19 protein-coding genes are annotated in these 23,470 nt (G+C 53.3%); 16 read left to right on the top strand and 3 right to left on the bottom strand.

Features of this window, described 5'->3' with window-relative positions:
• Window positions 1-269: 269 nt before the first annotated feature.
• The 3 genes from fabD to AC5JMP_RS07260 are packed head-to-tail and all read left to right on the top strand — an operon-like array spanning window position 270 to window position 2,267.
• Window positions 270-1,175: an ACP S-malonyltransferase gene (fabD, locus tag AC5JMP_RS07250; protein WP_495850776.1), complete on the top strand. Its 906-nt coding sequence runs from the start codon at window positions 270-272 to the stop codon at window positions 1,173-1,175.
• 11 nt (window positions 1,176-1,186) lie between these two features.
• Window positions 1,187-1,852: a lysophospholipid acyltransferase family protein gene (locus AC5JMP_RS07255; protein ID WP_495850777.1), complete on the top strand. Its 666-nt coding sequence runs from the start codon at window positions 1,187-1,189 to the stop codon at window positions 1,850-1,852.
• Window positions 1,853-1,901: 49 nt separating this feature from the next.
• Entirely contained in the window at window positions 1,902-2,267 is a 366-nt protein-coding gene (locus tag AC5JMP_RS07260) for a DUF2288 domain-containing protein (protein ID WP_495850778.1), read from the top strand.
• A 113-nt stretch (window positions 2,268-2,380) separates the two neighbouring features.
• On the opposite strand, the gene AC5JMP_RS07265 is transcribed toward AC5JMP_RS07260, so the two are convergent.
• Complete coding sequence (locus tag AC5JMP_RS07265; RefSeq protein ID WP_495850779.1) at window positions 2,381-3,682, bottom strand: ABC transporter substrate-binding protein; 1,302 nt, start codon at window positions 3,680-3,682, stop codon at window positions 2,381-2,383.
• A gap of 178 nt (window positions 3,683-3,860) precedes the next feature.
• Here AC5JMP_RS07265 and AC5JMP_RS07270 point away from each other — a divergent pair, with 178 nt between their 5' ends.
• Together AC5JMP_RS07270 and AC5JMP_RS07275 are read left to right on the top strand one after the other, a co-directional pair.
• Entirely contained in the window at window positions 3,861-4,466 is a 606-nt protein-coding gene (locus AC5JMP_RS07270) for a Uma2 family endonuclease (protein WP_495850780.1), read from the top strand.
• 399 nt (window positions 4,467-4,865) lie between these two features.
• Window positions 4,866-8,381, top strand: a complete 3,516-nt coding sequence (locus tag AC5JMP_RS07275; protein ID WP_495850781.1) for a tetratricopeptide repeat protein — start codon at window positions 4,866-4,868, stop codon at window positions 8,379-8,381.
• Window positions 8,382-8,623: 242 nt separating this feature from the next.
• Here AC5JMP_RS07275 and AC5JMP_RS07280 read toward each other — a convergent pair whose 3' ends face one another.
• Window positions 8,624-8,830, bottom strand: a complete 207-nt coding sequence (locus AC5JMP_RS07280; RefSeq protein ID WP_495850782.1) for a hypothetical protein — start codon at window positions 8,828-8,830, stop codon at window positions 8,624-8,626.
• Window positions 8,831-8,886: 56 nt separating this feature from the next.
• Complete coding sequence (locus tag AC5JMP_RS07285) at window positions 8,887-9,156, bottom strand: hypothetical protein (protein WP_495850783.1); 270 nt, start codon at window positions 9,154-9,156, stop codon at window positions 8,887-8,889.
• 248 nt (window positions 9,157-9,404) lie between these two features.
• On the opposite strand from AC5JMP_RS07285, the gene AC5JMP_RS07290 reads away from it, so the two are divergent.
• From AC5JMP_RS07290 to AC5JMP_RS07340, 11 genes are all read left to right on the top strand, one after another.
• Window positions 9,405-9,665 (top strand): helix-turn-helix domain-containing protein, encoded by a 261-nt coding sequence (locus AC5JMP_RS07290; protein WP_495850784.1) that lies wholly within the window; start codon window positions 9,405-9,407, stop codon window positions 9,663-9,665.
• Window positions 9,662-9,967: a nucleotidyltransferase family protein gene (locus tag AC5JMP_RS07295; RefSeq protein ID WP_495850785.1), complete on the top strand. Its 306-nt coding sequence runs from the start codon at window positions 9,662-9,664 to the stop codon at window positions 9,965-9,967. Before AC5JMP_RS07290 ends, AC5JMP_RS07295 begins: the two co-directional genes overlap by 4 nt.
• 60 nt (window positions 9,968-10,027) lie before the next feature.
• Complete coding sequence (locus tag AC5JMP_RS07300; RefSeq protein ID WP_495850786.1) at window positions 10,028-10,225, top strand: HepT-like ribonuclease domain-containing protein; 198 nt, start codon at window positions 10,028-10,030, stop codon at window positions 10,223-10,225.
• Between the two features lie 524 nt (window positions 10,226-10,749).
• The gene (pilM, locus tag AC5JMP_RS07305; RefSeq protein WP_495850787.1) at window positions 10,750-11,862 is read left to right on the top strand and encodes a type IV pilus assembly protein PilM; all 1,113 of its coding nucleotides are present in this window, start codon (window positions 10,750-10,752) and stop codon (window positions 11,860-11,862) included.
• Window position 11,863: 1 nt separating this feature from the next.
• Window positions 11,864-12,718 (top strand): PilN domain-containing protein, encoded by an 855-nt coding sequence (locus tag AC5JMP_RS07310; RefSeq protein ID WP_495850788.1) that lies wholly within the window; start codon window positions 11,864-11,866, stop codon window positions 12,716-12,718.
• Window positions 12,715-13,479 (top strand): pilus assembly protein PilO, encoded by a 765-nt coding sequence (locus tag AC5JMP_RS07315; protein ID WP_495850789.1) that lies wholly within the window; start codon window positions 12,715-12,717, stop codon window positions 13,477-13,479. The genes AC5JMP_RS07310 and AC5JMP_RS07315 overlap by 4 nt, the downstream gene beginning before the upstream one ends.
• A gap of 548 nt (window positions 13,480-14,027) precedes the next feature.
• Entirely contained in the window at window positions 14,028-16,244 is a 2,217-nt protein-coding gene (locus AC5JMP_RS07320) for a secretin GspD/PilQ domain-containing protein (protein ID WP_495850790.1), read from the top strand.
• A gap of 426 nt (window positions 16,245-16,670) precedes the next feature.
• Entirely contained in the window at window positions 16,671-16,949 is a 279-nt protein-coding gene (locus tag AC5JMP_RS07325) for an HU family DNA-binding protein (RefSeq protein ID WP_495850791.1), read from the top strand.
• Window positions 16,950-16,956: 7 nt separating this feature from the next.
• On the top strand, window positions 16,957-18,072 hold the full coding sequence (gene cobD / locus AC5JMP_RS07330; RefSeq protein WP_495850792.1) for a threonine-phosphate decarboxylase CobD: 1,116 nt from the start codon (window positions 16,957-16,959) through the stop codon (window positions 18,070-18,072).
• 220 nt (window positions 18,073-18,292) lie between these two features.
• Window positions 18,293-21,973: a hydantoinase B/oxoprolinase family protein gene (locus tag AC5JMP_RS07335; protein WP_495850793.1), complete on the top strand. Its 3,681-nt coding sequence runs from the start codon at window positions 18,293-18,295 to the stop codon at window positions 21,971-21,973.
• Window positions 21,974-22,160: 187 nt separating this feature from the next.
• On the top strand, window positions 22,161-23,429 hold the full coding sequence (locus AC5JMP_RS07340) for a glycoside hydrolase family 10-like protein (RefSeq protein WP_495850794.1): 1,269 nt from the start codon (window positions 22,161-22,163) through the stop codon (window positions 23,427-23,429).
• Window positions 23,430-23,470: the final 41 nt, after the last annotated feature.

Raw genomic sequence — 23,470 nt, forward strand, 5'->3', positions numbered from 1 at the left:
CACTTCCAAAAAACTATTGCAGGTCAATTAATTTATGATCTTTAGGTTTCTGGTATGGCTGTCACCAGTTTGCTTAGGACATTTTTGGTGGGGCGCGAAGCGCCCCACCAAAAATGTCCCCGCCCTAACCGCCTTTGCAGTTGCTATGCGTAAGTTTGTGGTGGCATAGGATTTTGTGGCAGATGTAGCGGATAATACACTTGGGTATTTTTGAGCTATCCTGTTTATCCGCTGACTTTCATCACGCTGTTCAATCTTTCATTCGACTAATGATTAAAACCGCATGGGTTTTTCCTGGACAAGGCTCTCAAGCGATCGGCATGGGAGCCGACTTGGGCGAGATATCCCTGGCTCAGGCGAGGTTTGACCAGGCAGAGCAGATTTTGGGCTGGTCTGTGCCGCAGATTTGCCAAAGCCCTGAAGATAAGGTTTCTGGGACTCTGTATACGCAGCCCTGCCTCTATACGATCGAAGCAATCTTGGTAGACCTGATGCGCAATCGCGGCGAACAGCCCGATCTACTAGCAGGTCATAGCCTGGGTGAGTATGTAGCGCTCTATGCGGCGGGTGTATTTGATTTTGCGGCGGGCTTGCAGCTAGTCAAGCGACGAGCTGAGCTAATGGCTGCGGCATCAGAGGGCGGCATGGCGGCGCTGATGGGGTTCGATCGCGATCAGCTAGAGGCAGCCATTGCTGAAACCGCAAATGTGGTGATGGCAAATGATAACAGCGCGGCTCAGGTTGTGATTTCGGGAACGCTGGAAGCGGTAGATGCCGTCATTGCTCAGGTCAAGTGTAAGCGGGCGCTGAAGCTGAACGTCAGCGGTGCTTTTCACTCGCCTTTAATGGCAGATGCGGCGGTAGAATTTCAGAAAGTGCTGGATCAAGTGGAGTTTCATTCGGCATCCGTCCCCGTTTTATCTAACGTGGAGCCAACGGCGGCGATCGCACCCGATGTTTTGAAGGATCGTCTGAGCCAACAAATGACTGGCTCGGTGCGGTGGCGAGAAATTTCGCTGAATTTACCTGCGATCGGCATTGAGCGCGTGATTGAGATTGGCCCTGGGAAAGTGCTAACTGGGCTGATCAAACGCACTTGCCCTGAGCTGCGGCTAGAAAATGTCGGCAGTTTGGCAGATTTATCTCTGGTTTCTCCCAGTTCTGATGTCGCTTGAGCGCTAGGCAAATGTCTCTCACCTCTCTGCCCACTTCTCAACCCCAACGCCAGCGCGAGCCAGGGATTAGCCTTGCTCTTTACCATCTATTCAAATGGGCGGTCGTGAGTCCGGTTTTACATACCTATTTGCGGGGGCGGATTTACGGAGTAGAGCGGGTGCCGCGTCAGGGGCCAGTAGTAGTGGTGGTCAACCATGCCAGCGATTTTGACCCGCTGATCGTCTCTAATTGCGTCGGTCGTCCGGTGTCTTACATGGCAAAAGAGGAGCTGTTTCAGGTACCTGTGTTGAGTCAGGCAATTCGGCTGTATGGCGCATACCCCGTGAAGCGAGGGGCAGCCGATCGCAGTGCCATCCGGGCTGCCCTGCATCAGCTTGAGAACGGCTGGGCGGTGGGCGTTTTTCTTGAGGGCACCCGCACTGTCGATGCGCGCATCCCTGATCCTAAGCTGGGAGCAGCACTGATTGCGGCTAAAGCTCAGGTGCCGCTGCTGCCCGTCAGCCTGTGGGGGACAGAAGCAATTTTTGCTGGATCAAAGCTGCCTCGTCCAGTGCCCGTCACGGTTAGGATCGGGGAGATTATCGCTCCACCCCGTTCGACTAATCGACTGGAGCTAGAGACTGTGACTCAGCAATGCGCGATCGCCATTCACGACCTGCATGATTTAGGACGATAGGAATTTATCCAGTTCAACGCTGCAAATTTTCGCTTTACCGAGAAAACGGATGTCAGATTCACAGGCTGATTCACAAGCTGATTCACAGGCTAATTCACAAAATAAGCCAGAACCCGATTCACAGCCCACCCTGCGAACCGAATTGGCGGCAATGGTGGATGAAGCCGAGTGGGAATGGCTGATGCCCCATGCGCAGCGAGATGCGATCGTCCTTGTGGCTCCAGATCTGGATTTACCTGACGTGGGCGAAGCGTTGACTTGCGACAATACTGCGATCGTGCAGCGTTGGATTAGTGAACAGCTTCTACAGAAGCCTTCGCCAGAGCAGTTGATTACCTGGGCAGGCGATCGGACTCGGCGCTTCAAGGCGCTAATCGTGCAGCCTTACGTACTGGTACAGGATTTGACAGCCTAATTTGTTTTCACGAAAGTCATAGCAACCGCCAAGGCGGTTGGGACGGGGACATTTTGGGTGGGGCGCTTCGCGCCCCACCCAAAATGTCTTAAGCAAACTTGCGAGAGCTATATCTATCGTTCATCCCATTCGGCAGCCGCATCGGCGACTGCCTGATCAACCGACTTTTCCCCCAGCATTGAGGCTTGCAGATTGTCGTAGACGATCTTTTGCAGCTCCTTAATGTCTTTGACGTTGGGCACTAGCACCTCAGCATCCTGCATTTGCTTGGCGCTGATCGATCGCGCCTGATCTAGCGGTGGAGCCGTAGCGGCGATGCCCGTGAAATAGGGATCTTGTAGCGCTTGGGTTGTGGAGGGCAAGACATTTGCGGCTTTGGCGAACGTGAGCTGATTGGCGTTGTTGGTGACAAATAGGGCAAACTTTAGCGCCATGTCGGGCTGGTCGGTGTTGCGCGGAATCGCCAGATTCATTACAGCAACGCTTTTTTTGTTCGTGCTGCCAGAAATTTGGGCGGTCGCTGCCGAGACTTTGCCGATCGCCGGGGCATTGGTGTCGATTGTCTTCAAAAACTGCGCTCCGGTAGACAGCATTGCCGTCTCTCCAGATTGGTATAGCTCGATCGCCCTACGGTGTCCCTGAGTCAAAACCTCTTTGGGCAGCAGGTTTTGCTTGTACAAATCAGTCCAGTATTGAAAGACGGCTTTGCCCTCTGGCGTGTTGAAGGCGGCTTTGCCTTGAGGATTCAGCAATTGCGCCCCCATCTGCACAAAAGATTGCAGCGCCTCGCCGGAGTCTTCGGCAACAAAGGTGGTGAAAAAGGCATACTTGCCCGTTTTTTCTTTCACCTGTTTCGCTGCTTGAGCCAACTCCTCATAGGTGAGAGGCGGCTTGGCGATGCCCGATCGTTTTAGCAAGTCCTGGTTGTAGATGGTGACGCTCGTGGAAAGATACCAGGGAATGCCGAAGCTTTTGCCGTCTAGGGTGTTGGCTTGCCAAATTTTGGGCAGGTATTGAGCGCGATCGCCCTCTGGAATCTTGCTATCGAGATCTAACCAGGCGTTGCGACCTGCAAGCTGGGCTGCAAAATCTGGGTTGAGGTTGACGACATCGGGAGCGGTGCCTGCGGAAACTGCCGTCAAGATTTTGCTCTGCATATCGCCCCAGGGCACGTCTACCCATTTCACCGTGGTGCCCGGATTTTCTTTCTCAAATTCGGCGATCAGGGCATTGAAGTAGTCAGTGAACTGCGGCTGAAGCTGCATCGTCCAAAACTCAACTTCGCCCCCAGACTTAGCGCTTGAGCTAGAGGCTTGTCCCGTGCTTGGGGTGGGGCTACAGCTGGCGATCGCCCAACTCAAAAACAGTCCTAGCAGGGCGAAGATGCCAATGTTTTTCCAAGTTTTCACTTTCATCGGTTACGCAACACCTCTACAATTTCCGATTCGATAGATCTCTTGCAGATTAGAGTCTTTGGATTAGGTTTGTTAGGGGCATAGCCCTCAATTAATCTAATGAGCAAGAGGTTCAATCTATCTACTCTAGGCTAATCTGGTCACTATCAAGCTAGGAGCCGTGAAGATAGGAGACGCTATGGTTCAGTCACCTCCTCAGATGCTTACCGTTGACGAGTTTATCTTGCGTTATGGCGATGGGGCTTATGAGCTAATTGATGGAGAACTCATTGAAATGGAGCCAACAGGGCCGCATGAAGAGATAGCAGCTTTTGTGGGGCGGAAGCTGAATGTGGAGATCGATCGCCAGAATGCTCCTTATCTCATTCCCCATCGCTGCTTGGTGCGATTGCTGGGAACAGAGACGGCGTTTCGTCCAGATGTGATTGTGCTGGATCAGGCTCGACTGGCGAATGAGCCGCTGTGGCAGCAGGAACCAGTGATCACATTGGGAAGTTCTATCAAGCTGGTAGCTGAGGTGGTCAGCACCAATTGGCAAAATGACTATGCCCGTAAGGTCGAGGACTATGCTCTTTTAGGAATTCCTGAATATTGGATTATTGATTATCTGGGGATTGGCGGCAGAGAATATATTGGCAAGCCCAAACAGCCGACGATTACGATTTGTAGTCTGGTGGAGGACGAGTATCGGAAGCGGCTATTTCGAGGGGATGAGGTTTTGGTTTCCTCTGTTTTTCCAGAGCTGCGATCGACGGCTCAAGAGATTTTTGCGTCGATGCATTAACGGGTGAGGGCGGCTGTTGCAGCTCAGAGCTTGAAGGGTGGAGCAATGGACTCGACGTTCCGAGTTCTGAGGGGGGCGATCAGAGCAAAAAGGTTGAAGCTTCGAGTGAAAAGGCTGAAGTTTTGAGTAGAAAGGTCGAAGCGTCGTGTTCTGAACTCCGTGCTTGGAGCAGAAAGGGCAAAGCTTCGAGTGAAAAGGTCGAAACTCCAAGTAAAAAGGTCGGAAAGTAGTGTTCTGGGCTTTAGGAGTGGGGTAGAAGGGGCTGGATGAGCGTTAAGTTGCCAGTGTAGAGAAATTACGTTAGTGTGGCGGCAAGTTGGGATATCGGGAGTTTTGGGGTGCTGCACCTCGATCGCTCCATTGCTCTCCTTTGCTTCTGGTTGTGTCTCCGGGCTACCTATGTTTACCTTTGACCTGAGCCAACAGAATTTTGAATTGCGCTATAGCGATCGCAGCCGTCGGCTTTCTACGCCAGAGCTAGTGGATTGGATTGAGCAGTGTGAGCAAAACTATTACTCTGGGCGACCCAAAGATGGCTATGGACGCGATCGGGATGTGCCGGAGGCTCTGGTGAAGCTGGGGCGATCGCTCTATCGCTGGTTGGATGGGGATGAAGGGTGGCTGAGGGCAGCTTTGGCGACGGGAGTGCCAATGCCGATCGCCTTTCAGCTCAATTACAGCCTGGAGGTGCAGGGGCTAAACCCGGAAACCGATCGGATTGCTTTGGGGCTGGCGCATTTGCCGTGGGAACTGCTGCATGATGGCGCGGGGTTTTTGCTGCCGCAGCGGATGACTCTGCCGCCGCCTCGGATTGTGCAGCAGCGATCGGGAATTTGTGAGGCGGCGAATCGACCGCTGCATCTGCTGCTGATGGCGACTTCGCCGGAGAAGATTCAGCCTGTGCTGAGCTATGAGCAAGAAGAGGCAAATATTGTAGCGGCGACGGAAAATCAGCCGTTGCTGCTGGTGGTGGAAGAGAGCGGCTCGGTGGCGGAGCTGGCGAATTTGGTGAAGTTCTATGCCGACGGCTATTTTGATGTGTTTCATCTGACGGGGCATGGGTTGATTTTTACTCAGGCAGACTATGGCGGGCTGGCAAGCTCGATGCAGCCGCCGCGATCGATCGCTGAAAATACGCCTTGCTTCATTACCGAAGATGAGTTGGGCAATGCGGCGCTGACGACGGTGCCAGATTTGGTGCGGGCGTTTGGGGAGCGGATGCCTCGGATGATTTTTCTGTCGGGGTGCCATACGGGAGAGGTGCCCGATCGGGGGAGCGTGCCTTCGATGGCGCAGGCGCTGGTGCAGGCGGGGGCGCAGATGGTGTTGGGCTGGGCGCGTCCTGTGCTGGATAAGACGGCAATTGCAGCGGCTCAGGCGCTTTATGCTGAGCTGGCGGCGGGAAGCTCGGTGGAGCAGGCGCTAAAGGCGGCAGTGGCGGAGATGATTCGGCAGAAGTGCCCCGACTGGCATTTGCTGCGGGTATATCGGGATTCGCGTGAGTTGAAGCAGCTTGTGACGCCGATGGGTACGCCGAAGCGGGAGCGGCTGGGGCGAAATCTGCCGGAGCAAGATTTTCTGGACGCGCAGGATCAGGTGAAGGTGGCGGGGGCGTTTGCGTTTGTGGGGCGGCGGCGACCGCTGCAACGCTGCCTCCAGGTGATGAAGCCGACGAGCCAACAGGTGGGCGTGTTCATTCAAGGTATGGGGGGCTTAGGGAAAAGCACGCTGGCGGCGCGGCTGTGTCGGCGGGTGCAGGCGCAGCGATCGGGGATGCAGCGGGTGGTGCTAGTGGGGGTGGTGAATGAGGCAACGCTGCTGCAAAAGCTGTCGATCGCCTATGAGCAGTTTCCTGAGATTCCGGAGATCTTGAATCAGCCGAAGCTATCGCTGAAAGGTCGGCTTCAGAACTTTATTGAGAAGGCGGAAGAGCTGGATCGGCCGCTGCTGCTGGTGCTGGATGATTTTGAGCAGAATATTCCAGCGACGGCGATAGAAGATCGCACCCTTCGCCCTATTACCCCAGCAGCGGAGGTGTTGACGGCACTCTGTAGCGCCCTGGCGGCAATGCAGCAGCGGATCAGCGCCATGAGCCGGGTAATAGTCACCTGTCGCTATGCCTGTCCGTTTCCGGCGGGGCTGCATCTGGAGCGGCTGGAGCGGATGAACTCTGCCGACGTGAACAAGAAATGTCGGCTGTTGCCGGACTATGGTGAGCTGCGGCGGCATCCGCTGTATCCGCGAGTGCTGAAGATTGCGGACGGCAACCCGCGTTTGCTGGAGTGGCTGCTGAAGCTGCTGCCAGAGACAGCGGGGATGGCGGAGATCGATCGCGAGGCAATTCTCAGCCGACTGGAGGCAGAAGAACAGAAGTTCCGGGAGGCTATTTTGGCAGAAAAACTGCTGGAGAGCCTGACGGTGGCAGAGCGGCAGTTTTTGGTGAAGCTGAGCGTGTTTCACCTGCCCGTGACGCGAGAGATGGTGGCGGCAGTGGTGCCAGAACTCCAGCCGATTGACCGCACCCTGGCGCTGAGTCTGCTGGAATCTGCCACTAGCCCGACGGAGCCGGAGTATCGCGTGACTGGCATTTTGGCACCGCTGCTGAGGGTGGGGCAGCGGGATGGACTGAATGGGCTAACGGAGGCAGAGTGGCAGACGACCCAACGGCAGGCGGCTCAGATCGCGTATTGGGTCTGGTGGGATGAGACAGAAGGCTCGACGGAAGAGCGGTGTCTAGAGATGGTGCGGCTGGCGCTTGCCGGGGGAGAGGCAGAAATTGCCGTGAAGGTGGGAGATGAGGTTGCCACGAACTGGGTGAACAATTCCCGCTTTGTGGAGGCACTGGATCTGTGCCAACAAATCCTCGATAAAATGCCTAACAATCATCGAATTTTGCGAGGAATTGCTCGTGCGGAAGTGGTTTTAGGCAACGTGGAGTCTGCCAATAGTCACTATACTCAAGCCTTAAACCACTGCCCCGATGATGACCTCGCAGGGAAGTCCAGCATTTTGTTTAACCATGCAACTCTGATCGCGGATCAGGGAGATATCGATCGCGCCCTCAATCTCTGGCAGCAATCGCTGGAAATCTACGTGCGCATTGGCAATGTGCAAGGCAAAGCTGTTACGCTGCACCAAATGGCAGGGGTGATCGCCCAGCAGGGAGATATCGATCGCGCCCTCAATCTCTGGCAGCAATCGCTGGAGATTGACGAGCGCATTGGCGATGTGAAAGGCAAAGCTGTCACGCTGCACCAAATGGCAGGGGTGATCGCCCAGCAGGGAGATATCGATCGCGCCCTCAATCTCTGGCAGCAATCGCTGGAAATCAAAGAGCGCATTGGCAATGTGAAAGGCAAAGCCGCCACGCTGGCGAATATGGGGGCTAATGCTTATCGACAGGGAGATACTGAACGAGCCATAGAATTGCTCAAGCAATCTGCTCAGGCGTTAGGACAGGTCAGAGCCTATGGAGATCTGGTGACAGCGATAAACAACTTGGATGCAATTACCGAAAAAGGAAACCTAATCTATCTTGTCCAAGCTGTTTGGCTCTGCACCAAAGTTCAAGCACCTTTGCAGCAATCGATTAGCATCTTGACGAATTTATACAACGCTGTGCCCCAAGGCGATGAGCTAGAGGCATTGCTGGCTGCCTTTGCCCTATTCCTCTGCAATCAACGAGGGCAAGGTCATCCGCAGATTGAGCAGCTCCAAGAGCTGAGCTTCAAGCTGCTATCCAGTGCGGCAGGTGCCCAAGGAATTGAAACCCAGGAAGCGCTTGAGCTTTGGTTTACCCAGCAGCAGCTCAACGATCCGGCAATCTTTTTGCCCCGGCTAAATCAACGGCTAGAGGCGATGATTGGCGACCATTGGGCATTCGACCCCAGCCCCTTGCGAGGCGCTACTGAATAACCCATCAGCTTGGTTGATCCTCCCTAACCCTCCTTAAAAAGGAGGGAACCGAACCAAGAGCGCTTAAAGTTTTAACTTGTTTGTTCAAAGTCTCTCTTTTGTTAGCGAAGCCTTCCCGAAGGGTAGGGGGATTTAGGAGGATCGCCAATCCTTGAGTCCGAGAGATGGAGTGGCGATCGCCTTACTCTGACCCCAAAGCTGCGATCGCGATACTCAAAGCTACGTCCGCCCACCTCAATGCTTCACTCGCGATACTCAAAGCTGCGTCTGCCCACCGCAGAGCTACGATCGCGATACTCAAAGCTACGTCCGCCTACCTCAGAGTTACGTCTGCCCACCTCAGAGTTACGCTCACCCACCTCAAAGCTACGTTCACGATACTCAAAGCTTCGCTCACCCACCTCAATGCTACGTCCGCCCACCTCAGAGCTATGTTCGCGATACTCCAAGCTACGTTCGCCATACTCCCGACAAAACTGACTAACCTCAGAAGGGCGATCGCCTCCTATTCTTCTACTCTCGGACGCTGCATTAGGCTAATCACCTCGTCGGGATTGCGGGTGGGCATCAACCGCGACCAATCTCTCACCTCCGTAATTCGAGCCACATGCATCAGATGGATAATTTTCTTCACCCAAGCAGGCGCACCAATCAAAATCATCTGATTCGATCGCTTTTCAGAACGCGATAAGTGATCTAGGACAGCGGCGATCGGGCTTTCATCCCCAGGAGGCGGCAAATTCTCTAATCCTTGCGGGTTTTCAAAGTCAGTCATAACCGTTATGTACTTGTTTGCGTACATTATCTTATCAGATCGTACGTGTTCACGTACATTTACATCCTTACAACCCTCTGACACGATGAGGGAATGTCTGAAAAGCCTCAAACGTTCTGCATTCGCCCCCCAACCCCCCAATTCTGGGGGGCTTTTAAGCCAGTCTTTGTTCAAAGTCCCCCAGAATTGGGGGATTTAGGGGGCGGTTCGGGTAGTGATTGGCACTTTTCAGACATCCTCTGAAGGGCATGGGAAAAGCAGGAAAAGCGCTTAGACTGGTGCTTGAGAAACATGGAATCAGTCAAAATCGGCTGGCAGTCACAATGGGGCTTGCCCGATCTACTGTCAACCAATGGTTTCACGAAATCACCGATCCGTCAGCAGAATCCGTGACTCAAATTGTCGCTGCCCTAGAAACCCTCAACGAAGCTGCCGCCAAAGAATTCATCGCCCTCTATCTGGGACGCATCGCCCAAGACACAGAGACAGACAACGAGCCACAGCCATGACTCTCCCACCCTCCTACCGCCAAGCCGTCCTTAATTGTTTACACGATCGCCTCGATACCATTCACAGTTTCGGCGTTCGTTCCCTGGCGCTATTTGGCTCCGTTGCCCGCGATGAGGCGACCGAAACCAGCGATCTCGATTTCTTGGTGGAGTTTGAGGGTGCTGCCACCTTCGACCGCTACATGGATCTGAAGTTTTTCCTAGAAGACCTATTTGAAAAACCTGTTGATTTGGTGACAAAGCGATCGCTCAAACCGCAGATTCAGCAGGCAGTCTTGCACGAGGCAATTGATGTCACGTAACCTTGCCCTCTACTGTGACGACATTCTCACCAGCATCAACAAAATCGGTCTACCGCCAACATGACACCAGAAACCTTCATTGCAGATGAACGTACCCTTGATGCCGTTGCTTATAACCTGCAAATTATTGGCGAAGCCGTCAAAAATATTCCTGAACAGCTGCGCGATCGCCATCCTCAAATCGAATGGCGCAAAATTGCTGGATTGCGAGACATCCTTGCCCATGCCTACTTTGCCATTAACGATGAAAGCCATTGACGATGAAATTATCTGGGATATCGTCCAAACTAAATTAACGGAACTGCGAGATTGCATCACCGCCCTCAAAGCTGACCTTTGATCCGCTAGATATAGGGTCATCCCACAATTCAGTCACCCTGCAATTTAGCAACGCCGAGCAGAAATGATCCGTTTCTTTACAGCTCTGTTATCGTAATAGCGGCATTTGATTTTGGGAACTCTGAATACAGAGACTTTGCAGCTTGGCCCCAAATATAGGGGAACCAAACGGCATTTCCCGCTACAGTTAGGGGCAGAGGAGTAATTACCACTTAAGCTTTGTATCCTAATTGAAGAGTTGCAAGACACTGCAATTAGATTAATGAGGCATTGAGTTAATCAGCGTGCGTCAACGCGATCGAAGATTAATTAAATGCTCCACCTGAGTTTATTTAGATTAGGTATGCTGAGTGAAGCTCCTGTCAAATTGCGATCGCAGTCTCCCCAATCAGCCGCCCTCTTTTGTATTCATTCCATCTCTCTTGAGTTAACGGACAAACACCGTGGTTAGCCTCAAAAACGTATTCTCGAAAAAACCGAAGGGAATTGGTGTTGAATTGACTCCCGATCGAGTCAACATTGCCCGCTTGAAGAAAAAGGGGCAGGGTTTTCAAGTGACGACGCTCGCCTCTGCCGAAGTGCCGGAAGGCGTTTTTCAGGAAGGGCAGATTGTTGACTCTGGGGCGATGGCAGAGATCATTCAGTCGATCTTGGTTGAGAGCAAGCTGAAGGTGAAACACGCCGCCACCGCCATTCCCAGCGGTCGAGACACCGTGACCCGCATTATTCCGGTTCCTGCCGAATTGGACGATCGGGAGCTACGGGAAATGGTGTTGAACCAGGAAGCAGGCCTATACCTTCCCTTCCCCCGCGAGGAAGCAGACGTAGACTATCAAAAGCTCGGCTTCTTTGTCGATGAAGATGGCATTGAAAAAGTGCAGGTCTTACTGGTTGCTACCCGCAAAGAAGTCACCGACACCTATCTAGAAACCTTTCGTCAGGCAGGGCTGCTGGTTGATATTCTGGAAATTAGCAGCTTCTCGCTGATTCGCACCATTCGGCAGCAGTTGCGGCAGTTCACGCCTCAAGAAGCCGCCGCGATCGTTGATATTGAGTTTGAAAATACCGAAATTTCCATTGTGGTGGATGGCGTACCGCAGTTCTCTCGCACAGTGCCCATCGGCACTTATCAGGTGCAAAACGCGCTCAGCCGATCGATGAATCTACCGCCCTCTCGCAACACCGATCTTTTGCAGGGCATGACCGTTCCCATCACCCCCATGGACAGCATGGGGGTGATGCCCAAGATGGGCGGCACCAATCCGGGGGCAGCCGCCATGCTGCGGGTGTTGGGAGAACTCGCTGACGAGCTGCGGCGATCGATCGATTTCTACCACAACCAAGGCGAAAACATGGAAGTAGCGCAGCTTTTGCTGGCGGGGCCAGGAGGGGCGATCGGTCAACTCGACGAATTTTTCTCGCAGCGATTGAGCTTGCCCGCCAGCCAGGTTGATCCCGTCTCAGCCCTGTCCTTAGAAGTTGGTCAGGAGCTGACTCCCGTGCAGCGAGTTGGGTTAGGCGTGGTGTTAGGCTTAGGCTTACGGGAGGCTTGGTAATATGTATGGATTAGATGTTAATTTCCTCAACGATCGGGCACAGCGTCAGACTGAAGCAGGTCTCAAAAGTACGGCTGTCAAAGACGATCCAAGACCTTACTACATCGGGGGTGGCGTCGCGCTGGCATTGCTGGCGGCAGTAGGAGGAGCCTGGTTTTTGCTGAACGGGCAAAATGCAGAGCTAGAGAAGCGACAAGCCGAGCTGGATGGTCAGCTCGTGGCGCTGCAAGCTCAGCTAGGAGAAGTGCAAAATGTGAGTCAGCAGGTTAGCCAAATTGAGTCGGAGAATCAGGCGTTAGCGACCGTGTTCGACCAAATTAAGCCCTGGTCTGCCGTGCTGCAAGATGTCCGCGATCGCGTACCCAACGGCATTCAGCTAGACAAGATTGAGCAATTGGCTCCGACGGTTGACCCTGCTGCGGCTGCTGCTCCAGCCCCGTCACCTAGCCCTAGCGCCAGCCCCGAAGCGAGTCCAGCAGCAGGCGCTCCGGCTACTGTGCCTGTGGAGACAGTTCCGACCTCTCAGCCTCGAATTAGTCTTTCGGGTAAAGCGCGATCGTTTAACGATGTCAATGATTTTCTGCTAACTTTGCAGCAATCGCCGTTTTTGAAGGGCGAAGATCTAAAGATTGTTCAATCTGAGCTGATTGATAATCCAACTCAGGTGGAATTCACCGGACAGTCTGCCAGCGGCGAGATTACAGTTGAGTTACCTAAAGTGGTGGAGTATACGATCGAGGGTGATTTCAGCGACATGACCGCGTCTGAGCTGCTGCAAGACCTAGAGCGAACTTTGTCAGTGGGGTTGGCAGCCAGAATTCAGGCACTTCGGGATAGAGGAGTTCTTAAACCATGACTGCAAGCGGAGATTTTATTCCCACTGGGGAAGGCAATTCGGAGGGGTCTACTTACCCTAAGCTATTTGGAATTACATTAACCCCCACGATCATCGGTGTTTTGATCGGGCTGTTGGGAGCACTAGGAGCCTTCTTGCTCTGGAGCAACTTCGTACAGCCAACGCTAGATAAAAATCAGCAGCTCAAGCAGGAAATTGCCGATAAGGAGCAGCAGCTCTTGGCGCAGCAGGAAACTCAGAAGCGGATCGAAGAGGCGCGGATCAGGCTTCAGGAAGCCAAGCAGCTTCAAGCTGATGTTTTGGGTTTGTTTGCTTCTGAGCAGAGCGTTAGCACCCTGCTGCTGGATGTGAATGAGCGGGTCAATGCCGTCAATGCGGGCATTCAAGACCCGGCAAAGCGGGCGACCCTCTCCAAGTTTGCAATTAACAGCGAAAAGTCTGGCATCATCACAGATGGCTCGTTGGGCACTGCGGTTAACAATCGGCTTCGGAGAGATGTCTACCAGGTTGAGTTGAAGGGTTCTTTTCCGCAGACCGCATCGATTATTCGTAACATTGAGCGGTTGCAGCCCCTGCTAATCATCAGCGAATTCAATTCAGACTCTCCAGAGCACAAGCTGGTCTTGGACAATCAGGGTAGGCTGATTCCTGCCAATCAGCCGGATACAAGCATCACAACTTCTTTCCGTATGGATGCGCTAGTGCCCGTGAAGAATGATAATGCTGCTGCTCCCTCCAGCCCTGCCCCTGCGACACCTTAGAGATTGATCTTAGGACTTACGCAAGCCCTCTAGCTGTAGTGCATTTTTGTTGTGTGTGGCGGGCTGCGCCCGCCACACACAACAAAAATGCGTAAGTCCTAGATCTTAGAGATTGACCTTAATGATGTGAGTCGTTGCGTGCCTCTGCCGCGCAACGACTCACGCTTGCACAAACCTTCATGCAAAGAGTTTCACCCCATCCGTAGGCGAGAGCCTCGCGGGTTAAGGATTTTTGTGGGTTACGGGCTAGGATTTTCGCTTTCTAAGCCTCCTAATGTTGATTTCGGAGGTTAACGATCGTCTTCCAACCTGGAATGTGTAGCATTTTTTGGAGAAAGCGATACCATTAAAGGCTAAATAACTTAGAATTGCGCTAGGAATAGCGTTCAAATGATTATATCTGTGTTTAGTACGCTACATATATCTTAAAGTAGACGATCGCATAGATTTACATCTGTTTGAGATTAATTCAATTAGAGTTGCTTAGCTTAACTATTTGAATCGGTTGGATTGGGAACTTCAGGAACTTTTTTAAGGAGGAGTGAACCGTGGAACGGCATCTCGGAATTGGTGGTTTCATCGGCGGTGTAGCGATCTTGGCGATCGCAGCTCAGCCTGCAGGTGCTGCCGCAACTCAAATTACTAACGTGCAGGTTGCCTCCAGCGAGGGCAAGGTAAATGTGACGCTGCAAACTGGGGCGGGCGATCGTCCGCAGGTGTTCACCGTCAAGCGGGGTAACGCCCTGGTTGCAGACATTGTCAATGCTCAGCTGAAGCTGCCTCAGGGCAGCTTCTCGCAAGACAACCCCGCCCCCGGTATTAGTTCGGTCACAGTCGCTCAGCTTGACACCAACAGCGTTCGTGTTACCGTCAGCGGCGGCAGCGATGCCCCTTCAGCTCAGGTGAATCGGGGAGGCAGCGGCATTGTTTTGAGCGTTAGCCCTAGTGGGGCGATCGCTCAAGCTCAGCCCCAGACTGAACCCTCTCAGGCGGCTCCCGATGAAGCTCCGGCTGAAACCCCGGCTGAAATTCCGGCTGAAACCCCTGCCCCTGTGATTCCTCAAGCGCCTGGAAACATCCTGATACCCAATCCAGGTGTCACGATCGACGGGGTACCTGTGCTGTCTCCCACAAACACCTACATTCCTCCTATTCAGAGCCGAGCCGTGCCACCGCCACTAGGCGATATTGCATTCTCCAACGTCGATGTTTCTACACCAACGATCGATCTTGGCTCAAACGAGGTCGTGCCCCGATTGGTGCTGCGAGATGCGCCTGCTAGAGATGTCCTATCGCTGCTGGCACGGGCGGCTGGGCTAAATATTGCCTACATTGATGGCAACGGCGATCCCACCAGCACACCGCCTATTCCAGGAGCAGAAGCCTCCACAGACGGTGCAGCAGGCGTTAAGGTGTCGTTGGACATTGAGAATGAGCCAGTTGCCAGCGTTTTTAACTATGTTCTGCGAATTACAGGGCTAGAGGCTAATCGCTCTGGACGGACAATTTTTGTGGGGCCGCGTTTGCCAAACTCTGCCCGTCAAGTCATCTCCCGGACGCTTCGCCTGAACCAAGTGCCCGTGCAATCCGCAGTTTCTTTTCTGGTCGGTTTAGGAGCGGAAACAGCAGTCAGCAGCGAACGATTGGTGACAACCGTGACCGCAACTCCCATCACAACCGATGAAGGAATCGTTGCTCAAGATGCTTCTGGGCAAGCCGCTCAAGCGCGCCAAACCCAGCAGAGTACAGAATCCACTATTAACGTGCAGCGTGTTGACTTCCAGGACTCTACCCCGATTCTCAGAGGCTTGCAGGTGGTGGGGGATGCGCGGACTAACGCCGTCACTCTGATTGGTAATCCTAAGGCAGTTGAGGTCGCTATTTCTCAGCTGGCACAGCTGGATATTCGTCGTCGTCAAGTTGCCATCAACGTTCGGGTGATTGATGTCAACCTTCTAGGAACCGATCGCGCTTCCACCAGCTTCTCTTTTGGAATTGGCAACAACCGAGTGGCTAGCGGCAATGGCGTGGGAGTCGTCAACTTCGGTGACAGTACACCCGCTAATACGGGGCTAGATGCGGGTTCAATTGGCAGCGCTGTTTTAGGGGGTGTGGCTCAGCCTGGTAACTTCGAGTTTGTCAACAAGTTCTTGGCGCAGTTGCAAATCGCAGTTACGACAGGCAACGCCAAAATCCTGACTGATCCGACGCTTGTGGTTCAGGAAGGACAGCAAGCCGAGGTGCAGCTCACACAAGATGTTGTAACTAACCTTGAAGTTGAAACTGAAGGAACTGGTGACGAGCGTACCCAAACGGTCACGGTAGAAAGAACGCCCGCAGGATTAATTCTTCAGGTGCAGGTCGATCGCATTGACGACAATGGTTTTGTGGCGCTGTCCGTAGCTCCTGCAATTTCGTCACCCGCCACGACGCAAACCATCAACATTCAAGGGGTCGATCAGGTGATTACGCTCCTGGCTATCCGGCGGGTTTCTTCAGGGCAGATTCGGGTGCGAGATGGCCAAACCCTGATTCTGTCTGGGATTATTCAGGATAGCGATCGTGCAGAAGTCACCAAAATTCCAATTCTGGGAGATATTCCGCTTCTAGGCGCGTTGTTTAGACGCACGGCACGGACAAACACCCGTCAAGAGGTGATTGTCGTCCTCACACCTCAAATTCTGGATGACTCTGACAACTCATCCTTTGGCTATCGCTACACGCCCTCGTCAGAAGCCCAACAGCTTTTGCAGCGACCGCGTTAAGCATCGTGGATTAAATAACCTGTAGAACCGATCTGCTGTCAGGGCTTAGTCAGGGCTTGGCAATGCTAAGCCCTGACCCCAAGAATTACATCTTGTTAAATCCATGTTCTTAGGGCGATCGAAAACAGCCTGGATCAGGAATATCTACCTACGAGATTTGCCCTAAATCTAGCTAAGTTGATAAGAATTTCCTAAAAAATGCCTGAAATCCACATAAATTAAAGGTTTCGGCGATCCATAACCCTGATCTTGTGCTTAGAATAAAACATTGAAAAATACGAGTGTGCAAGGCTTTCAGCCATTTTAGTTGCGGCTCAGCGCTGAATTGATTGAATACCGCTTAAACACGCCTCGGAAATTCCTGGATCGATCTCAGTTAATGATCGAAAAATGAACTCTACTGTGAACATTGATAAGGAGATACCCGTGAACAAAGGTGAATTGGTGGATAAGGTTGCTGAGAAAGCAAGTGTGACCAAAAAACAGGCAGACGCGGTTCTGACAGCGGCGATCGATGCCATTATGGAAGCTGTTTCCGGCGGCGATAAAGTCACGCTGGTGGGCTTTGGCTCTTTTGAACCCCGTGAGCGCAAGGCGCGTGAAGGGCGCAACCCCAAAACTGGAGAAGCCATGGAAATTCCGGCTACCAAGGTGCCTGCGTTCTCAGCAGGCAAACTGTTCAAAGAAATGGTGGCTCCCAAATAGCCGCTACGTGCAGTCGTTTCAAGCACATGGGGGAAATTTAGCCTGGGCGGCATCGCTGACAGGCGGTTTTCCTCATGAAATTTTAGATTTCTCTGCCAGCATTAGTCCGCTAGGGGTGCCCGCTTCTGCGATCGCCGCTATTCAAGATCATCTGGGCAATTTAGGGCATTACCCTGATCCAGACTATGGTGAACTCTGTCAGGCGCTGGCAGAAGCTCACCACTTGCCACCCAACTGGATTTTGCCTGGAAACGGCTCTGCTGAGCTGCTAACCTGGGCAAGCCGCGAATTAGCTGAGCTAAGCGCCACTTATCTAGTTACTCCTGCCTTTGGCGATTATTTGCGATCGCTGAAGGCATTTTCTGCAAATGTGATTTCTTGCCCCATGGCAATAGAGGATCATTTGCAGGAGAGGGTAGATAAGGCGAATGGCTCAGACCCGTCGTGGAGTAACGCGATCGCCCCCCCTCTGCCGCCTGTCTTAGGAGCGGCGGGTCTGTTGCTAAACAACCCTCACAATCCCACAGGCAAGCTGTTTTCGGTGGAGGCGATTTTGCCCTTGCTCGATCGGTTTGCTTTGGTGGTGCTAGACGAAGCCTTCATGGATTTCTTGGTACCTGAGCAGCAGCAAAGCTTAATCGATCGCATCCTGGAATATCCCAATCTGGTGATTCTGCGATCGCTAACAAAGTTCTATAGTCTTGCTGGGTTACGTTTGGGCTACGCGATCGCCCATCCCGATCGGCTAAAGCGCTGGCGGCAGTGGCGTGATCCTTGGTCAGTCAACGTGCTGGCGGCAGCGGCGGGTGTGGCTAGCTTGCGAGACACAGAGTTTCAGCACAGAACCTGGAACTGGCTAGCAGCAGCGCGATTGTCCCTCTTCAACGGACTTGCAGCCTTGCCGGGACTGACTCCCATTCCCAGCGTCGCCAACTATTTTTTAGTGCATTCCGAGCAATCGACTGTAGCGCTACAGCAGCAGTTGCTAAAAACTAGCCAAATCTTGATTCGCGACTGTATGAGCTTTCCTGAATTGGGCGATCGGTTCTTTCGAGTGGCGGTTAGGACGATCGAGCAGAATCAGCAATTGTTGGAGGGTCTTGGGAGATCGCAAATTCGGTAGACCTTAAGGAGTAGGGATTTTTTGTTGCGTGGGCTTTGCCCACGCAACAAAAAAGTCTTATACAAACACCACTACCCGAAAATTCTTTGTAGATTGAGCCAGTGAAGGGCAATGGCATAATGTAGCTGTCGTCAGTTTGCTTACGTCCTAACTGCCTTGGCGGTTGCCATACCATTAGCCAACACGCTTAGTCAACACGCATCGCCCCAATCCGCTTTTGATGACCTCCTCGCATTCTCAAACATCCGAAAGTTCGCTGGATACTGCCTCAGACCGCTGGCAATTCTGGATCGATCGCGGGGGCACTTTTACCGATATCGTGGCACAGCGCCCAGATGGCAAGCTGGTGATTCACAAACTCCTGTCGGAAAATCCCGATCGCTATGCCGATGCGCCGCTGCAAGGCATCCGGGATTTGCTGGGGGTTGCGGCAGATACGCCGATCCCGTCTGAGCAAATTTCTGTGGTCAAAATGGGGACGACCGTTGCCACGAATGCTCTGTTAGAGCGCAAGGGCGATCGCACGGTTCTTGTCATCACTCAGGGTCTTCGGGACGCTCTGCGGATTGGCTACCAAAATCGCCCCAACATTTTTGCCCGACAGATCGTTCTGCCAGAAATGCTGTACGAGCACGTGATTGAGGCAGAGGAACGCTATAGCGCTCAGGGCGAAGAGTTGCAGGCTCTGGCGGCAGCGCCCTTACTCAAGGCTTTGCAAGCCGCTTACCAGGCGGGAATCCGGAGCTGCGCGATCGTCCTTCTGCATGGCTACCGTTACACCAGCCATGAAAAAGAGGTGATGGCGATCGCCCAGCAAGTTGGGTTTACTCAGATTTCCGTTTCTCATCAGGTCAGCCCTTTGATGAAGCTGATTAGCCGGGGCGATACGACGGTCGTAGATGCTTACCTGTCGCCGATTTTGCGCCGCTATGTCGATCGGATTGCGGCTGAGTTGCAGGGAGGAGGAGAGCGATCGCCCAAACTCATGTTTATGCAATCCAACGGCGGTCTTACCGATGCTCAGCTTTTCCAGGGCAAAGACAGCATTTTGTCGGGACCAGCAGGAGGCATTGTCGGCGCAGTGCAGACCAGCCTCAGAGCCGGATTTGATCACATCATTGGCTTTGATATGGGCGGTACCTCAACAGATGTATCGCACTTCAACGGAGCCTACGAGCGCACTTTTGAAACCGAGGTGGCGGGCGTGCGGATACGTGCCCCCATGATGGCAATTCATACGGTGGCGGCGGGAGGTGGCTCTCTGCTTAGCTTTGATGGCGCCCGCTACCGAGTGGGGCCAGAGTCTGCTGGGGCGCATCCCGGCCCTGCCTGCTATCGCAAGGGCGGTCGGCTTGCCGTTACAGACTGCAATGTAATGGTAGGCAAATTGCAGCCAGAGTTTTTCCCACAGGTGTTTGGAGCCGAGGGCAACCTGCCGCTGGATGCAGAGGTCGTGCGCCAGAAATTTGCTGAGCTAGCGATCGCCATTTCCCAAACGATCCAGGAGCCGCGATCGCCAGAGCAGGTTGCTGAAGGATTTCTGGCGATCGCCATCGACAAAATGGCAAATGCCATCAAAAAAATCTCGGTGCAGCGCGGCTACGATGTCACGGAGTATACGCTGTGCTGCTTTGGCGGTGCAGGGGGACAGCACGCCTGTTTGATTGCTGAGGCGTTAGGCATGAAGCAAATCTTTCTGCATGCTTACGCAGGTGTACTGTCGGCATACGGCATAGGCTTGGCGGATCTCAGCACCATTCGCGAACGGGCGATCGAATCTCAACTTTCCCAATCTCTATTGCCTCAGCTTCAGGAAGTTCTGGCAGAACTAACGGCAGCAGGCGTGACCGAGATTCGGCAGCAGGGCGAGACTCAGATTGAGACATTGCCCAAAGCCCATCTCCGCTATGAGGGCACAGATTCGGCGCTGATAGTGGATTTTGGCGATTTAGCGGCAATGGAAGCGCAATTTGAGCAAATCTATCGCCAGCGCTACGGCTTTGCTATGGAGGGCAAAGCGCTGATAGTTGAGGCAGTTTCAGTGGAAGTGATCGGCAAAACCGCTGTGCCTGAAGAGCCTGACATCTCAGCCGATCGCCCTCAGCCCCTCGCTCCCGTCGCCACGGTGCCGATGTACAGCAAAGGGCAATGGCACGAAACCGCCGTTTTTCTGCGGGAAGATCTGAGATTGGGCGATCGCATCTCTAGTCCAGCGCTGATCATTGAGCCGACAGGCACGAACGTGATTGAGCCAGGTTGGGAGGCGGAATTAGTTGAGAAGGGTTTGGTTTTGAGGCAGATTCAGAAGCCAGGAGTCGGGAGCCAGAAGGAAATTTTGGAGGTTCACAAAGCCGATCCGGTGCTGTTGGAGATCTTTAATAATTTGTTTCGGGCGATCGCTGAAGAAATGGGGGTGACGCTGCAAAACACGAGCGCTTCCGTCAATATTAAGGAGCGGCTAGATTTCTCTTGCGCCCTCTTCAATCAACAGGGCGAACTAATTGCCAACGCGCCCCATATTCCGGTTCACCTTGGCTCTATGAGCGAGAGTGTTGCCAGCCTCATTGCCAGCAAAAGTGCCAGCAAAAGTGCCAGCAGCGGGTTGAAACCGGGCGATGTCTATATGCTCAACAATCCCTACAGCGGTGGTACGCATCTACCCGATATCACGGTGATTACCCCGGTATTTCTGGCGGCAGATACTCCGCTGTTCTACGTCGCCTCGCGCGGACACCATGCAGATATCGGCGGCATTACTCCCGGATCTATGCCGCCCTACAGCACGACCATCGCTCAAGAGGGCATCCTGATTGACCATTTCCAGCTCGTCGATCGCGGTCACTTTTGCGAAACTGCATTGGTGGAGCTGCTTTCCTCCGGCGAGTACCCCGTCCGTAACCTGACGCAAAACCTCGCCGACCTGCAAGCCCAGATTGCGGCAAATGCGCGCGGCGCTCAGGAACTACGGCATATGGTGGATCACTACGGTTTAGCCACCGTGCAAGCCTATATGCAGCACGTGCAGGATAATGCCGAAGAGTCGGTGCGCCGAGTAATTCGCGTTTTGGAAGACGGCAGCTTTACCTACGGCATGGATGACGGCAGCCAAATTCAGGTGGCGATCGCCATCAATTCCCAGAACCGCTCTGCCCGCATTGACTTCACAGGCACCTCGCCGCAGCAGCCCAACAACTTCAACGCGCCCCTCGCCATTTGCAAAGCCGTGGTGCTGTATGTGTTTCGCACGTTGGTGGAAGACGACATTCCCCTGAATGCCGGATGCCTGAAGCCATTGGAGATTATCGTTCCAGAGGGCTGTATGCTCAATCCCCAGTACCCGGCAGCGGTCGTTGCCGGAAATGTGGAGACTTCTCAAGCGATCGCCAATGCCCTCTACGGTGCTTTGGGCGTACTGGCGGCGGGGCAAGGCACCATGAACAACTTCACCTTTGGTAACGCCCAGTATCAATACTATGAAACTATTTGCGGTGGCTCAGGAGCAGGTGAAACCTTCAACGGCACCGATGCCATACAAACCCACATGACCAACTCCCGCCTCACCGATCCAGAAATCCTGGAATGGCGCTTTCCGGTCTTGCTCGAAAGTTTTGCCATTCGCCCCCACAGCGGCGGCAAAGGACTATATTCTGGCGGCAATGGCGTAATTCGCCGCATTCGATTCCGGCAACCCATGACCGCCACAATTTTGTCAGGACATCGCCTAGTTCCGCCCTTTGGTCTGCAAGGCGGCGAACCGGGAGCGGTGGGGCGGAACTATCTAGAGCGAAATGGGGCGATCGAGCCTCTGGGCGGCAAGGCTGAAGTTCAGATGCAGGCAGGCGATGTGTTTGGGATTGAAACACCGGGGGGTGGAGGCTTTGGTAGAAGGAGCCAGGAGTAGAGGAGTCAGGAGTCAGTATTTATCAAATTTGATATTTGCTTTCCCACTCTTCAACTTCTGGCTCCTGGCTCCTGCCTCCCTACTCCCAAATCCAGCATCAAATTTACAAAAACAACCAAAATGCTCTATGGTGTTAAACCATGTGTGGTCTTTGGTGAAATTGTGGGGAGGATTTGACATCTAGCGTATGGTAGATAGTCATCAACGGGTGTTAGGAGGAGTGTCAAGCTGGGTGCAGCGACTAAGAGGAAGTCAGGCTACGATCGCTTCAGGGCGGCGACTTCGCTCTGTGTTTCTGCTGGGGTTAGGGATGGCGATCGCCCTTACGGCACGCTTTCCACAGATTGCTTGGGCTGAGGTGTCGTCTCGTTCAGCCGCGCCCACCGCAGAGATTAGAGGCGTTTGGCTGACCAATGTCGATAGCGAGGTGCTGTTTTCCAAAGACAACCTGCGGGACGGCTTACGGCGGCTAGAGCGGCTGAACTTTAACACGATCTACCCCACAATCTGGAATGGTGGTCATACGCTTTATCCCAGTGAAGTGGCAGAGGCGGCAAGCGGGCAAAAAGTTGATCCTGATCCCGCCTTTGAGAAGCGCGATATGCTCGAAGAGGCTGTAAGCCTTGCCCATGGTCGCGACTTGGCGGTCATTCCCTGGTTTGAGTTTGGGCTGATGGCTCCTGCGGAGTCAGAGCTGGTTCGCCTTCATCCAGATTGGGTGGCTGCTCGAAAGGATGGCAGCAAAATCTTCAACGTTCATGGTTCAGACACCTCAGTTTGGCTGAGTCCAGCGCATCCGCAGGTACAGCAATTTTTGGCTGATCTGGTGACAGAAGTGGTCACTAAGTATGATGTAGACGGCATCCAGTTTGATGACCACCTAGGAATGCCTGCAGTAGTCGGCTACGATGCTTACACCGTACAGCTTTATAAGCAAGAGCATCAGGGTAAAGCTCCGCCCACCAATCCTCAAGATCCGGAGTGGATGAAATGGAGGGCTAGCAAGCTTTCTGACCTGATGGTGAAGATTTATACGGCGGTTAAGACCCACAAGCCCGACTGCATTATTTCACTGTCGCCCAATCCAAAGAACTACGCCTATCAGACCTATCTCCAGGACTGGTTCTCTTGGCAACGTTTGGGCTTTATTGACGAGCTAATTGTGCAGGTCTACCGCACGGATAATAACCGCTTCACCTCGGAACTCAACCAACCAGAACTTCAGGCAGTCCGGCGCAAAATTCCGGTTGGCATCGGCATTCTCACAGGTCTGAGCGCCCTCAACGTCGAAACAGGACAGATTGAGCGTCAGGTGAAAATTGCTCGCGATCGGAAATTCTCTGGTGTTGCCTTTTTCTTCTACGAAACTCTCAATAATCGAGATGCGGCGATCGAATCTCTATTCTCCCGTCCGGCAACCCGCCCCAATATTCGGACTTACAGCGCTGGAGTTTAGTCTCCAGCCAAAAATTTATGTAATCTTTCAGCTCTAATATT

The organism is Drouetiella sp., from assembly GCF_059504425.1.